A 14,384-nucleotide genomic window follows, 5' to 3' on the forward strand; every position below is an offset into this window, starting at 1 on the left:
AGGGACACGTCACGTGGCTATACCCCCAGCGTTCAAGGCGGGCACGACCGCCCTGGTGCGCGCAGCCGCTCGACCGTCGGTGACCCAGCTTCCCCTACCGGACTTCGACGACCGGTCCTTCCGAGCCGAGGAGTTGGAGGAGGTCATCACCGGACGCCTCGCCTGGATTCGCAGCATCTGGCACGACCCGGGCATCGCACAGGCCCTCCGCCATGCCAGCCCGGTTCTCGCCGCCGAAGTCGAGGTCCTGGAGAGTGCTAACTCCCCTTCTACCCGCGAAGTCCGCCGCGTTGGAGTGTCAGTGGCGCGCTACCTCCTGCGCGCGCTGCACCGGCCCACACCGTTCGGACTGTTCGCCGGAGTCACCACGGCCACCTTCGACGCCGAGCCCCACTCCCGCTGGGGCCAGAACCACGTGGTCGTGGCCCGCGCCGGTGCGGAGTGGGTGGGGAGGCTGATCGAGCAGTTAGAAAGGAGCGGAGAGCTGCTGCCGCTCCTGTCGGTCGTCGTCAATAACACCACCTTCGAGCGCGATGGCGGTCTCGTCGTCCCCTACCAGGACGACGGGCCGACTGGTCAGCGGCGAGCGGTCGAGGCGTCCGTCGAGCTGTCGGCGCCGGTCCGGCTTATCCTCCGCGCGACTGACGCGCCGATCCGGATTGGGGAACTCGCCGAGAAGCTGATGGCCGAGTTCCCGGCCGTGGCCCCGGAGCGCGTCAAGCGGCTCCTCGCGGGCCTGGTGCGGCGGCGCGTGCTGATCACCAACCTCCACGCGCCGGCGACCGAGACCGACGCGCTCGGTTACCTCGTCACCCAGCTCGACGCGGTCCGTGCCGAGGACATTCGTCTCCTGGCACCCGTCGTCCAAGAGCTGCGCGCCGTCCACGCCGGGCTGGAGCAGTGCGGCACCACAGAGGGCCGGGACGCCGTAGCGACCCGGATGCGCGATCTGGTGCCGGGCCTCCGCCGTCACCCGCTCGCCCTGGACCTGTGCCTGGACGCCACCGTGGTGCTCCCCGATCTGGTCGCCCGCGAGGTCGAGCGCGCCGCCACTATCCTCACCCGTCTCTGCGCCCGCCCATACGGTACCGAGCCGTGGAACGAGTACCACCAGCGGTTCTATGAGCGGTTCGGCGTCGGCACCATGGTGCCGCTTATGGATGTTGTCGCAGACAGCGGCGTCGGCTACCCGGACGGGTACCCGGGCAGGCCGACCGGCGAAGGCCGCCGGCGCCTGTCGCCGCGGGACGACGTGCTGCTCCGCCTCGCCCAGGCCGCGGCGCTCGACGGCCGCGGCGAGGTCGTGCTGACCGACGAGATCGTGGCCGCCCTGGACCGAGGCCCGCAGGAGCTGCGGATACCGTGCCACCTGGAGGTGGGCGTGCGGCTGCACGCGGCCACCCTCGCCGAAGTCCGCCGTGGGCGGTTCACTGTGGAGTTGACCAGCGTGTCACGCGGAGCCGGGGTTACCGCCGGACGCTTCCTCAGCGTCCTCCCGGCCACACAACGCGAGTGCCTGCGCGCGGAGTTGGCTGGCCTACCCACGGCTGACGAGGGCACGGTGGCGGCGCAGCTTTCCTTCCCCGCACTGCTGCCCGACACCGCCCACGTCACCCGAACCCCGCGCGTGCTGCCGTTGGTGATCAGCCTGCAAGAGCACCGCGCCCCCGACGCCACAGTGCTCTCGCCGGCGGATCTGGCGGTGGCGTGCGACGGGCGCCGGATGTACCTGGCGGCTCCGGGCCGCGGGCTGCGCGTCGAGGCCGTCGGCATGCATGCACTGAACCTTGCCGAGCACACCCCGCCCCTGGCGCGGTTGATCACCGAGGTGTCCCGGGCGCAGAACGCCCAGGTCACCCGGTTCGACTGGGGCGCCGCCGCAGCAATGCCGTTCCTCCCCCGCCTGCGGTACGGCCGCATCGTGCTGGTCGCGGCCCGCTGGAGGCTGGAGGCCGGCGACCTCCCCGACCGCCACTGCCCCGGCGCGGACTGGGACGCGGCGCTGTCCGGCTGGCGGGAGCGCCGGCGCCTGCCACAGCACGTGCACCTCGTCCAGGACGACCGGCGCCTGCCGCTCGACCTCGATGAGCCCGGCCACCGGAGCCTGCTGCGCCAGCACCTCGACCGCACCGGTACGGCGCTGCTGACGGAAGCCGCTCCTCCCGGGGCGGACGGCTGGAGCGGGGGCCGGGCCCACGAGATCGTGGTACCCCTCAAAGCGGTCCGTCCTCTGGCCTGGCCTGCGCTGCCTACGCCGACCACCGCCCGCACGCTCTCCCCAGCCCAGATCCAGACCCCGGCCACCTCCCCGGTGCTCCTCGTAGCCCTGTACGGCGACCCGCGGCGTCAAGACGCCCTGCTGACTCGGCACGTGCCCGACCTGATGCGGCGCCTCGGCTCTCCTCCCTGGTGGTACGTCCGCTTCCGCGACCCCCAGCAGCACCTTCGCCTGCGGATCGCACTGCCGGACCCGGAGGACTTCGCCGACACCACCCACACGGTCAGCGCCTGGGCCGACGAGCTGCGGACCGCTGGGCTGTTGGCGGACCTGCGTTACCCCACCTCCTACCGCGAGACGGGCCGGTGGGGCTCCGGACCGGCATGGGACGCGGCCGAGGCCGTGTTCCGCGCGGACTCCCTGGCCACGGTGGCGCAGCTCGCCCAGCCTGTCCGGCCCGCGCAGCGCACGCTCGTGGCCGCGCACTTCTTCGCCATTGCCTCCGCCCTCCTCGGCGGCCCGGACGCCGGCGCGCGCTGGCTGATCGACCACATCGAGCCGGCCGCGCCGAACCCGGTACCCCGCTCGCAGTTCACCGACGCCGTGCGGCTGGCAGACCCGCGCGGTGACTGGGCGGCCCTGCGGTCAGCGCCCGGCGGCGCCGCGATCGTGGACGCCTGGGCCGAGCGCACCGCTGCGCTCGCCGCGTACGGGCCGCACCTGTCCGGCCCGCACGCCGACGGCATCGCCGTGGACGGCGTGCTGACCTCCCTGCTGCACGTCCACTTCGTGCGGCATGTCGCGGTGGACTTCCCCGAGGAAGAGGTCTGCCTGTATCTGGCCCGCGCCGCCGCCCTGGCCTTCACCGCCCGCGCCGGGAGGCGACCGTGACCCACACAGCAGCCGCGGTGGCCGCCGCCATCGCCGACCGGCTCGCCCACCCCGACCAGGCGCCGACGGCGGCCACTGACGACGCCAACCGGCAGCACCTCGCCTACGGCCCGACAGGCATCGCCCTGTTGCACATCGAACGCGCCGCGACCGGGCTTGCCCCCTGGCAGCGCGCCCACGACTGGCTGGCCGCCTCGACCCGCGAGTCCTTCACCAGCGGCCCGGACAGCCACCCCTTCTACGGCGCCCCGGCGCTCGCCCATGCCGTGGCGTGCGCCGCCGACGAGCTTCCGGACTCCTACCGGCGCGGCCTCGATGTGCTGGACCGGCAGGTGACGGCAGACGCCCGGCGGCGCCTTGACGCCGCGAACCGCCGGATCGAAGCCGGGCAGCTTCCGGCACTCGCCGAGTTCGACGCCATCCGGGGCTTGAGCGGGTACGGCGCCTACCTGCTGCGCCGCGACCCTGCGGGCCCGGTGACCCGGGCCGTTCTCGACTACTGCGTGCGCCTGACCGACCCGGTCACCGACAGCGGCGAACGCCTGCCGGGCTGGTGGGTACCGACCGGGCCGTCCGGCCGACCGGACGACCGCTTCCCCGGCGGGCACGCCAACCACGGCATGGCGCACGGCGTCGGCGCGGTCCTCGCGCTGCTGGCGCTTGCCGCCCGCCGCGGCACCACCGTCACCGGCCACCCTCAGGCGATGCGCACCATCCTTGCCTGGCTGGAGCAGTGGAAGGCGCCCACCGGGCGCGGCACAGCTTGGCCGTACTGGATCAGCCGCGAGGAACTGCGCAGCGGCCGGCCCGCGGCCGCGGCACCACGGCGGCCGAGCTGGTGCTACGGCACCGCGGGCTTGGCCCGTGCCCAGCAGCTCGCCGCGCTCGCTCTCGGCGACAGCGACCTCCAGGTTGAGGCCGAGGCCGCCCTGCTGGACGCACTGAGCGACCGCGTGCAGCTTCGCGTCACCACGGACAGCGGCCTGTGCCACGGCTTCGCCGGACTCGTCCACATTGCGGCGCGTGCCGCCGCCGACGCCGACCGGGCCACTGCCGGCCAGCTTCGCGCCATCATCCCCGCCCTTCTCACCATGCTGGCCCCGCCTGGCACCGACCCGGACGACGCCGCTGCCCTGCTGCTGAAGGACGCGGCGGGCGCCGGGCTCCTCGACGGTGCCGCCGGAACCGCGCTGGGACTGACCACCGCAGACAGCGCGGAGCCACCCCGCACCGCCTGGGACGCCTGCCTGCTCACCGCCTGAACCCGACCGAAGGACTTCTCGATGTGCCCCGACCGCTGGCAGCAGCACAACATCACCTTCCCCGACCGGGACACCGGGCGACGGGCCATCACACAACGCCTAGCCCCCGTGCTGCTCGCCGCCGAGGCCGACGGGCAGCTCAGCGGCTGGTGGTTCATGAACAAGCAGCCCTGGCGCCTGCGATACGTCGCCGACCAGCCGTCACCGACCGTGCTGACTCTGCTGGACGAGTGGGTGGCCGACGGCACGGCGCAGTCCTGCACGACCGGGATCTACGAGCTGGAGACCGAGGCGTTCGGTGGGGCGGACGCCATGACGGCCGCGCACGCCCTCTTCCACGAGGACAGCCGCCACCTCCTCACCTACCCCGTCCACAACGAGCACGTAGGGCGACACGAGACCGCCATCCTGCTGATGAGCAGCATGATGCGCGCCGCGAACCTCGACTGGTTCGAGCAGGGCGACGTGTGGGCGAAGGTCTCCGCACTGCGCCCTGGTACCGGTACGCCCGGGTCCCCGCGCCTGACCTCGGCAATGCGGACCCTGATGACCACCGAAGCCCGCAGCCTGTGCCGCGAGCACGGGCCGCTGGACGGCCACGCCGACTGGGTCGCCGCCTTCGAGCGCGTCGGCACCACGCTCGCCTACCTCGCCGCCCAAGGCGACCTGACCCGCGGACTGCGCGCCGTCATCGCGCACCACGCCATCTTCCACGCCAACCGTGCCGGTCTGCCGTCCGCCGACCAGCACACCCTGTTCAACATCGCACGAGAGGCAATCATGGGTTCGAGTGAAAACACCGCGTCAGCAACAGAATCAGGCTCCGCGGCCCATAGCGTCAGCACGGTGAACACCGACACACTCACCGCTCCTGAGGCCGACGCCGAACAGCTCCGCCACGCCTTGGTGGACCAGATCAAGGCCGACGGCCACGCCCGCACCCCAGAGGTCGAAGCCGCCCTGCGCGCGGTGCCCCGGCACCTGTTCGTCCCCGACACCCCGCTGGCCGACGCCTACGCCAACCACCCGGTCAACGTGAAGTACGACCCTGAGGGCACCTCGATCTCCTGCGCCTCCCAGCCGGCCGTCGTCGCCCTCATGCTGGACCAACTCGAAGCCCAGCCGGGCGAGCGCATCCTCGAACTCGGCGCCGGCACCGGCTACAACGCCGCCTTGATCGGCCACCTCATCGGCCCGAGCGGACACGTCACCACCATCGACGTCGATGACGACCTGGTCGAAGGCGCCCGAGCCCACCTCGCCGCCGCCGGCGCCACCAACGTCGAGGCACTGACGCGCGACGGCGCCCTCGGCCACGCCGAAGGTGCCCCGTACGACCGGATCATCGCCACCGTCGGCGCGCACGGCATCCCCCACGCCTGGCTCGACCAGCTCGCCGAAGGCGGCCGACTCATCACCCCGCAGCGGCTCACGGGCAGCGTCTCGCGCTCCATCATCTACGTGAAGCGCGACGGCCGGTGGCAGTCGGTCGGCTCGGAGATGAACACCTTCATGCCGCTGCGCCGGGGCATCGCCGACGACGACCGCCGCGCCGTGCCGCTCAGCACGGACGGCGCCGTGCGCCTCCAGGCCTCGGCCGGACTGGCGCTTGACGCCGATGCTCTTGCCGGTGTTCTTGACCAGCCGCGCGTCGAGGAGTGGACGGGGATGACGGTCCGCGCCGGGGAGTCCCCGGAGTGGATGGAGCTGTTCGTCTCCTGCGTCATGCCGTCCGGGCTGCTCCGGATGCTCTTCCCCCAGACCGCCAAGGGCACGGTGCTTACCGAGGACCCCTACCCCTCGGCCACGGCCGCCGTCGAGAAGGGCGCCCTCTCCTACCTCGCGCGGCGTCCCTCGGAGCAGAAGACCCCCGAGGGCGACAAGCTCTGGGAGTTCGGCGTCATTGGCCACGGCCCCGGGAGCGATGAGCTGGCCGCGAAGGTTGCCGACGCGGTCCGCACCTGGGACCGCGGGTACCGCGGCCGGGATGCCGCCTTCGAGATCCTGCCGCTCGACGCGCCCGCGGACGAGCAGCCCGGTGTCTTCGTCCTCGACACCCCGCTGAACCGCGTCCGCGTCACCTGGCAGTAGCTGATCCGCCTGCGTGGTGCCCGCCGACCGGCCGGCGGGCACCACGCGGCCCTTCCCCGCTCCTCGTCGTCTTCACCCCCGGGGGACCTCATGGACCTGAACGGACCCATAGCCCAGCGCTTTCCGCTGATCTACCGATTCCGACCCGCGTGCCTGCCCCTGCCCCGGCGCGTGCACGGCTTGGCCGAACTCGCCGACGCCGCAGCCGCAAAGGCTGACCAGGGCCTCGCCTCGGCCGTCTACAACCAGGCCGCCCTCATCGCCTCCGACCTCGGGCTGCCCGCCCTCGCGCGGAAGATGTGCCACCAGCACGCCGCCGCCTACCTCCACGCCGCCCCCCTGCCCGGCATGAGCGCGATCCGCGCCCTCGAACCCGTGGTGAACCTCGCCCGCCTCCAGATCCGCGCGGGCGCCGCCGACGACGGGCGTCACCGTCTGCTGCACCTCTTTGATGCCGTCACCAACGGCGCCAGGGCTCAGTTCGAGGGGGTCCACGTCCCGGCCGACCTCACCCTCACCGACAGCGACCGTCACGAGGTGCGCACCTGGCTGTGGAAGGTAGTCCTGGCCGACGGCACCCGCACCCTGACCACGGCCAGCCGCTGGGCGGAGGCGCTGGCCCACATCGAGGAACACCGGGGCATCGGGCAGCGCATGCTGGACGGCCGCCAGGTCGCCGTCCTGGCCGCACTCAGCCACACCCCCACCGACGCCGCAGCGCTCATCACCATGACCTCACCCGGAGAACGCTGGGAGAACGCCGTCACCGGCTGCCTCGACGTGATGTGCAGAAAGGCCCTTCGCGGCCCGGCCGTACCCCTCCTCGACACGCTGGTCGAGGACTACGTCGAGCACCAACCCGACCAGGGCATGACCGTCTTCGACACGCGCCTCGGCCTGACGATCCTGGACCTGCTGGAGCCGCACCAGGAAGATGCAGCGCACCGGATGATTGCGGAGCTCCACCGCCGGGCCGCCGCGGCGACCGACGGCTACGCCGCCCGTGAATGTCTGGCTGACCACCGGTTCACCAGTCTCGCCGAGCCGCGCCAGGTCGGGGCGGCCCAACGGCTTGTCCGTGCATGCGCGCTGGGGAGCGGCAGCCTCCCCGAGCCCTGGCTCGCAAGGATGGCAGAGGCGCTGCGGGGCAGCGACGAGGTGATCCGCGCCAGCGTCGGACACTCCCACCCTCAGCAGGAAGGGACTGGCGCACAGGGTTGAGGTGTAACGCTTGGGCAGCCAGAGCAGCCCACCCTGCACGGCGTCGAGCACCAGGGGAGCCAGGGCGCGTGGCGACGCCTATCGTCGGTAGAGGGCTCTCTGAGCACCCAACTGAACAGGTAGGCGAGAGGCCAGACACAGCACGGCCCGGGAGTTGGCTCGCCGATCACCTCAACCTTTCTACGCTGGAGCACCATGAGGAAGGTCGCCATCGTCGGCTGCGGAGGCAGTGGCAAGTCCCACGTGGCCCGCGAGCTGGGCAGGATCCTCGACGCCCCGGTGACGCACCTGGACGCCGCGTTCTACGACGACGAGTGGAACGCGTTGCCCAGGGACAAGTTCACCGACGTGCAGCGCGAGCTGGTCTCGCAGCCGCGGTGGGTGATTGACGGCAACTACAACTCGACGCTGCAGGTACGGCTCGAAGCCTGCGACACGGTGGTCCTGATGGACGTGTCGACCGTGGCTGCCCTGTACGGGATCTTCTCCCGGCAGCTCCGGCACGGGGCCGGGCACAAGGGCCACGGAGTGCACAACCGCATCCACTGGGGCGTGATCAAGTACGTCGCCACGTACCGGCGCAAGATGCGACCCCGCGTGATGGCGAAGATCGAGGAGTTCGGCGCCGGCGCCGACGTGGTACTGCTGGCCAACCGGCGCCAGACGCTCCGCTGGCTTCGGAAGGTGGCCGCCGAGCAGTCCTGACCGGCTTGCGCCCCGGTCAGGGGGTGCGGGATGAACGAGCTCAATCCGTTCCTCTGTCGAGGAAGCGGCCGACCGCTGTTGCGGTCAGATGGGCCGCAGCACCTGATCAGGCTCTGCGGAAGCAGCCGCAGCGTACTCTGCGAAGTCCACGTTGCCGAGCGCCAGGTCCGCCTGGACGCCGTGTACCGCGGCGGGCACGGCTCGAAACTCACGGGGCTCAGGCGACTCGATGAGTTCCTGGTAATAGACGGGGTCGAGGCCACTCACGTCCTCCCAGAGTGTCGACAGAGCCAGCAACGCCCGCGCCGGCGACTTCATCGTGTCGCGGTCAGCGAGGAAGACGACAATCAGGTCCCCATCCACCACGGCGGCAAGAACCTCGTCGGGCGTTGCTCCTGACCAAGCGGGCGCTTCGACCAACTGCACTGTTGCGGCAATCCCACCGCCTGGCCCCCACGGGCGGCGCAACTCCCCAACCACCGCATTCCACGACTCGTCGTCGCTGAAGTCGGTCCTGATGACGAGAGCGTCGAACAAGTCTCGTCCAATCTCAGGCAGCACTCGCGCAGGGCCCTCCGGCATCGTCATGCCCAGCACTCTCACACGCCGCACTGACACCCAGCCCCTGCGGGAGTGATCCAGAGAAACGTCCTAGCTAGTTCAGGACGGGAAGCGAGGTCAGACCGCGTACAAGACGGGCGTGCCGCCACTGAAGCTGGTCGGGCGGTACGGCGAGCCGGAGGCCCGGGAACCGTGTCAGTACCGCGCGCAGCGCGATTTCGGCCTCGGCCTTGGCCAGGGGAGCGCCGACGCAGCGGTGGATGCCGTGCCCGAAGGCAAGGTGGCCGGCAGCGTCCCGGTTCGCATCGAGTTGGTCCGGTGAGGGGAACCGTTCTGGGTCGCGGTTGGCGGCTCCGAGGGCGACCAGGACCGGTGCGCCTGTCGGGATGTCGGTGCCGCCGAGCGTGATGGCCTCCGTGGTGTACCGGAAGGTGGCCGTGCTGACGGGGGAGTCGAATCGAAGCAACTCGTCCAGCACCGTAGGGATGTCGTCCGGGTTTTGGCGGAGGCGGTCGAGTTCGGCCGGGTGCTGGAGCAGGGAGAGGGTCGCGTTGCCGAGGAAGTTGGTGGTGGTCTCGTGGCCGGCCACGAGTAGGAGCACCGCGAGGGAGACCAGTTCCTCCTCACTGAGCCGGTCGTGGCCGTCGCGGGCCGAGATCAGGCGGTCGAGGAGCGATTTGCCGGGGCGTCGGCGCTTGGCGGCGATGAGGTCTGTCATGTAGTCGGCCAGGGAGTGCGAGGCCGCGTCGATGACCTCTGGCTGTCCGGCCGCGAACAGTTCGCCGGACCAGCGCTGGATGTCGGGCTGGTCTTCGTCCGGTACTCCGAGCAGTTCGCAGATCACGATGACGGGTAGCGGGACGGCCAAGCCTGTCACGAAGTCGAAGGGCTCACCGACAGGCCACTGGTCCAGCAGGTCGTCGGTGACCCTGGCGATGAACGGGCGCAGTTCCGCGACCGCCCCGGTCGTGAACGCCTTGGTGACCAGCTTGCGCAGCCGGGTGTGTTCGGGCGGGTCGCTCGACAGCATGTTGTGCGCCACTGCGGGGTGGAGGCGCCGCTTTGATTCCTTGCCCGCGAAGAACGCGGAGGTGTCCTTCGAGAGCCGGGCGTCGGCGAGCGCTTCCCTGGCTTCGGCGTATCCGGTGACCAGGTAGCTGAGGCGCCCGCCGGACCCGCTGGGGACGGCCTGTACGGGGCATGCCGAGCGCATGGCCGCGTAAGTGGGGTAGGGGTTCTGGAGGAAGCCGGGGTCCTGAGTTGGGTCGGTCATTTCTTCAGGTTCCAATCACTCATGGCCGGCCGTCGTCGCCGACACGCTCGACGTAGGCGTCAGCCACCAGGAGGAGCCACTGTGTGTCGGCACGTAGATCCTCGCGGGCGGCGGCGTCTACCGACGGAGGTGCGACTTCGTCCGCGTACCGGCCAGCCTTCGAGTCTGCCAGTGCAGCTCGAACCACAGCCGCCTCCACAGCGGCGGCGCCCTGCTCGGTAGCGGTGTGGAAGTTCGACGCCGCGCTCTCCTGCACCCTGCGCGACCGGTACGGCCGGAGGGCGAGGATGCCGTCGCTGATCTCGATGACGCGCCGCTGCAGACGGAAGTCGGAGTCGTCGGAAATGCCTTCGACGTCCTCGGCCGACGATAGGACGATCTGCGGCATCGCGGCTGACAGGTCTTGCCAGAGGGGGCGGAGCGACTCGAAGGACCGGGTTTCCCAGCGGCGACGGCGGGCTTGGTTGATCGGGTAGAGGACAGCGGGCCACGTGAGGCCGAGGCAGATCAGCAGGACGGCGAGTGCCGGGGAGGTGACGCTGAAGGCGCACGTCGAGGTCACGAGCGATGAGCACTGCGCGTGCGTTTCGTCGCCCAGTCCCAGACCGAGGCCGACGATGCGTGTCAGCTTGTAGACGACGTAGACGAGAGCGAACACGCAGCCTGCTGCGGCTACCCGCAACCCGCCCCGGATGCTGTCGCGCCGAGTCGCCTTCGACTGGCGTACGGCCTGCATCAGGAAGTCGACCACGGAGAACCCGAGGAACGAAATGTAGGGGAGTAGATAGAGCGCGTAGACCTGCGGAGAACGAGCTGTCAGCTGCTCGTAGGCGAACAGCGCGGTCATGGTGACGACCGACGCGGTGAGCAGGGCGAGACGGACCTTGATGCGCCGCCGCGCCTCGGAGGGTTCGAGGTTGAGCTGGAAGGAAACGGCCAGAACCGCTGTGGCGGCACCCAGAGAAGCGCAGTTACTCAGCAGCCGACCGACGTGCGGCACGATCGACTCCGCGACGTTTCTGAACAGCGGCGCATAGGAGGCGAAGGCCATGGCGAAGGAGCCGAGAAGCGCGCCCATGGCCCAGGTACCGGTCGGACGGGGCGTTCCGCGTCCGAGCACCCAGTAGCCAGCTATCGACGCGAGCAACAACGCCATCCCGAGGAAGACAGCATTCGTCATGCGCGGAAGCGGCCTCTCCTGATGGGTTGGGCGAAGAGAGCTTCCCAGCTGTCCGGGCCCCTCTCGGGGCGGTGCGAAGGGGCCTCGCGTTCGCGGTAGATGCGTTGGCGGACGACCGTCGCCATCATCTCCGCCTCGCGTTCGTCAGCAGTCGAGTAACTCGTCCGCCCGGACATACGCATCACCAGCGTCGGGTTGACCCCCAGGGAGCGGGCCGTGTCCGCGTTGACCTCCACGCTTCCCGGATGGTCGCAGTACACATGGCACAGCTCGTGCGTGAGGATGTGCCGCTGGTGGTGGGCGGACGTGCCCTCCTCGTAGAAGAGGAGATCGGCGTCCGGGGTCTCGATTCTCATTCCGCACGGCGCTTCGACCGCGCCGAGCGTGCTCAGCGGCTGCAGGACGATGGGCTTCCCGCGAAGCTCGGCTATGGCCTCGCTCAACTGGCGGGTGGTGAATCGGTGCGGCAGACGTAGGAGGTCGATCTGCTCTTCGCACGATGCGCGCAGTCGACGCGTGTCGACTTCTGGCAAGGACACGGTGCTCCCCTTCGGCCTCGGCGGTGCGTCAACTTGTGGGTGGACGGAAGCCCCGAGGATGCCAAGAGAAGGCAGGAACTCACTCTTCCTGGAAGTGGCAGTTCCGATTACGGATGGTCACTGACGCAGGGGCGAACCTTCCCGGTCGCCAACTCCTCGCCGTTGGCCGAAAACGTAGGAGGCCGGTGATTCGGGCGCGGGGCGGTTCGCACTCTGAGTAGTTGATTACTTGATTATCCGTTATGTCTGACTACGCTGAATGACTGAACCATGATCGACCGGATGGGAGTTTGGGCGCCCTATGGCACATGTCACCCAGTGAGCGCATCCTAGGCTCGCCCTTATGGACGTGCGGGGCGGGCGGGTCGCGGGTGGCGAAGGTGGCGGCGAGTCGCTGCCTGAGCTGCTGCAATCGTGGCGGCGGCGGGTGAATCCTGATGAGATCCCCGGGCTGACCTCTCCGGGCCGTAGGGCAAAGGGCCTGACGCAGCGTGACGTGGCTCGACTGACCGGGGTGAGTGAACGCTGGTACGGGGCGCTGGAGCGGGGCATGGAGGCCAAGTACTCCGCTGACTTTCTCGATCGACTCTCGTCGGTGCTGGGGCTGAGTCGCGCTGAGCGCGATGCCCTGTACCTGATGGCGGTGGGCCATCCGCCGGTGGTCGCCGCGGTTCCGGAGGCCGGTGCGGCGGCGGAAATGGACGAGGTGCTGCAGCGGTTTCTGGACGGCCAGGCCCCCGATCCCGCCTTCGTGACGGACCTCGCCTGGAACGTGATCGGCTACAACGAACCGCTGCTGGACTGGTTTCCGTGGGCGGCTCACCAGGCGAATCAGATGCGGTGGGCGTTCCTGAGTCCGGAGGCCCGCGAGCAGCTCGTGAACTGGGAGCAGGACTGGGCCCGCTCCTACCTAGGGCAGATCCGCTACGAGCGCGCCCGCCATCCGGACCACGAAGCGCTGCAACAGCTGGAGCGCGACATCCTCACGAGTTCCCCGGCCGCACGGCAGATGTGGGACCGCCGCGAGGTGGTCGAACACGCCGACGGAGACCTGCGCAAGCTTCGACTTCCCCACCATCGGGGTCGAGAAGTCGGCGTGCGGATCATGGCCCTGCGGCCCATGCGCAGCGACCTCCTCCGGGTGATCGTGCTGATGGAAACCGACTCTGAACCTGCCGAGACGTGATCGACGGGAGCGGCACGCGCTGCTCTGTGTGCGGCCAAGCCCTTACTTGTCGTCGAGCAGTCCCGACGCTTCCGACTCGTCGGGCATTCCTTCCAGTCTTCGGGCCTGGTCGATCACGGTGTTCACCATGTTCAGGCTCGAAGCGCTGAGACCGTTCGCGCGCAGAGCGACCCGACGCACCCCCTGGTCGCGCATGGCGGCGACCAACTGGATCTCGGCACGCTGGCGCTCCGCCTCCTCCTCGTCGAAGAAATAGCCCGGGTTCACGCCGAAGAAGCCGGCCAAGGCACGGATGGTCTGCATCTTCGGGTTCGAGTTGGTGCCGGTGCGAAGCTGCTGGATGGCGCTCGCGGAGATGGTGACGCCGGAGGTGTCACGGATGCCCTGCGAGACCTCCGCGTAGGTGTAAGGGCCGCGTCCCTTCGGGTGCACCTCTCGGAACAGGTAGTCGAGCAACTCCGAGAAGGTGCGCTCGCGCGATTCGGTCATCTCCAGATCTCCGTCATGGCGGTCATCATATCCACCTCAGTGGTGATCATGGTCGGTCAGGTTCAGCGTCTCGCCATTGCAGTTGACGGAATGGCGTAACTGCAATGTACGTTGTGCATGGAAAGCGTCCATTGCAGTGTTCCGCTGCTGGTGAGGGCTGGTCTGTAGAGGCTGGACTTAGGCCGAGGGTCGCCATATGGTCCTGGTGCCCACAGGCGGAGATCACTGGCTGACGTAACAGTCAGGAGGGGAGGGAGATGAGTGCGCGCGGGTCATGACGACCGCAGGGTGCACAGGGGTGGATGAGACCGGCGCCCGGGAGCTACCAACTCCCGAGCACCGGGCCGACACCCCGAGGGGTACCGATCCACATCTCGCGGGCGGCGGGGCTTTTGCACGAGAACCGCCGCACCGCGTTCCTACGAACAACGGAGTATCACATGCTCGCCACGCCGAGCGTCAACCCGGCCTGCCCGGATACCGAACGACAGCACCGTCTCGCTGCTCAGCTCGCAGAGATGATCCCGGGCGCGGCCACGATTCGAGTCAGCCTCACCGACCCGAGCCGGGCGTGGCCCCACCCGCGTGCCGCTATCCGGGACGAGGGTGGGAAGGCCCTGGAGGTGAGCCGGACGACGGCGACGGTCGCCGCCCGTTGGATCCTGCGGGTCTGGCCGGAGGCGGACTGGACCCGGCCACACACCTTCGACATCCAGCGCGCCGCCCTCACCTGCAGCGACCTGGTCGCCGCCGGTCGGAGCCGCTGAC

The 14,384-nt window shown here is 69.8% G+C and carries 12 protein-coding genes; 7 read left to right on the top strand and 5 right to left on the bottom strand.

Annotated elements, in window-relative coordinates; all coding sequences use genetic code 11:
* The first annotated feature begins 13 nt into the window (after positions 1-13).
* The 5 genes from ACFYSH_RS28425 (at position 14) to ACFYSH_RS28445 (ending at position 8,388) form a co-directional block, all read left to right on the top strand.
* Positions 14-3,109, top strand: coding sequence for a lantibiotic dehydratase (locus ACFYSH_RS28425; protein WP_388756243.1), 3,096 nt, complete (start codon positions 14-16; stop codon positions 3,107-3,109).
* Complete coding sequence (locus tag ACFYSH_RS28430; RefSeq protein WP_388756246.1) at positions 3,106-4,371, top strand: lanthionine synthetase C family protein; 1,266 nt, start codon at positions 3,106-3,108, stop codon at positions 4,369-4,371. Before ACFYSH_RS28425 ends, ACFYSH_RS28430 begins: the two co-directional genes overlap by 4 nt.
* A 21-nt stretch (positions 4,372-4,392) precedes the next feature.
* Positions 4,393-6,462: a methyltransferase, FxLD system gene (fxlM, locus tag ACFYSH_RS28435; RefSeq protein ID WP_359468904.1), complete on the top strand. Its 2,070-nt coding sequence runs from the start codon at positions 4,393-4,395 to the stop codon at positions 6,460-6,462.
* Positions 6,463-6,552: 90 nt separating this feature from the next.
* Entirely contained in the window at positions 6,553-7,683 is a 1,131-nt protein-coding gene (locus ACFYSH_RS28440) for a hypothetical protein (protein WP_359468902.1), read from the top strand.
* A 195-nt stretch (positions 7,684-7,878) separates the two neighbouring features.
* Complete coding sequence (locus ACFYSH_RS28445; RefSeq protein ID WP_359468900.1) at positions 7,879-8,388, top strand: topology modulation protein; 510 nt, start codon at positions 7,879-7,881, stop codon at positions 8,386-8,388.
* An 84-nt stretch (positions 8,389-8,472) separates the two neighbouring features.
* On the opposite strand, the gene ACFYSH_RS28450 is transcribed toward ACFYSH_RS28445, so the two are convergent.
* The 4 genes from ACFYSH_RS28450 to ACFYSH_RS28465 form a co-directional block, all read right to left on the bottom strand.
* A complete protein-coding gene (locus ACFYSH_RS28450) occupies positions 8,473-8,976 on the bottom strand; it encodes a DUF6924 domain-containing protein (RefSeq protein ID WP_359468897.1) in 504 nt (167 codons plus the stop codon).
* Between the two features lie 67 nt (positions 8,977-9,043).
* Entirely contained in the window at positions 9,044-10,222 is a 1,179-nt protein-coding gene (locus ACFYSH_RS28455) for a cytochrome P450 (RefSeq protein WP_359468895.1), read from the bottom strand.
* A gap of 19 nt (positions 10,223-10,241) precedes the next feature.
* Positions 10,242-11,378 carry an MAB_1171c family putative transporter gene (locus tag ACFYSH_RS28460; protein ID WP_359469018.1) on the bottom strand — a complete coding sequence of 379 codons (1,137 nt, stop codon included), beginning with the start codon at positions 11,376-11,378 and terminating at the stop codon, positions 10,242-10,244.
* 20 nt (positions 11,379-11,398) lie between these two features.
* Entirely contained in the window at positions 11,399-11,941 is a 543-nt protein-coding gene (locus ACFYSH_RS28465) for a regulator component (RefSeq protein WP_359468892.1), read from the bottom strand.
* Between the two features lie 343 nt (positions 11,942-12,284).
* Here ACFYSH_RS28465 and ACFYSH_RS28470 point away from each other — a divergent pair, with 343 nt between their 5' ends.
* Positions 12,285-13,127 (top strand): helix-turn-helix domain-containing protein, encoded by an 843-nt coding sequence (locus ACFYSH_RS28470; protein WP_352261346.1) that lies wholly within the window; start codon positions 12,285-12,287, stop codon positions 13,125-13,127.
* A 42-nt stretch (positions 13,128-13,169) separates the two neighbouring features.
* Here ACFYSH_RS28470 and ACFYSH_RS28475 read toward each other — a convergent pair whose 3' ends face one another.
* Positions 13,170-13,616, bottom strand: a complete 447-nt coding sequence (locus ACFYSH_RS28475; protein WP_093798523.1) for a Secondary metabolite protein — start codon at positions 13,614-13,616, stop codon at positions 13,170-13,172.
* A gap of 440 nt (positions 13,617-14,056) precedes the next feature.
* Between ACFYSH_RS28475 and ACFYSH_RS28480 the strand changes: the two genes are divergently transcribed.
* Entirely contained in the window at positions 14,057-14,383 is a 327-nt protein-coding gene (locus tag ACFYSH_RS28480; RefSeq protein ID WP_359468888.1) for a transcriptional regulator, read from the top strand.
* The last annotated feature ends 1 nt before the right edge of the window (position 14,384 follow it).

It is taken from the genome of Streptomyces sp. NPDC005791 (assembly GCF_042871485.1).
Classification (GTDB): domain Bacteria; phylum Actinomycetota; class Actinomycetes; order Streptomycetales; family Streptomycetaceae; genus Streptomyces.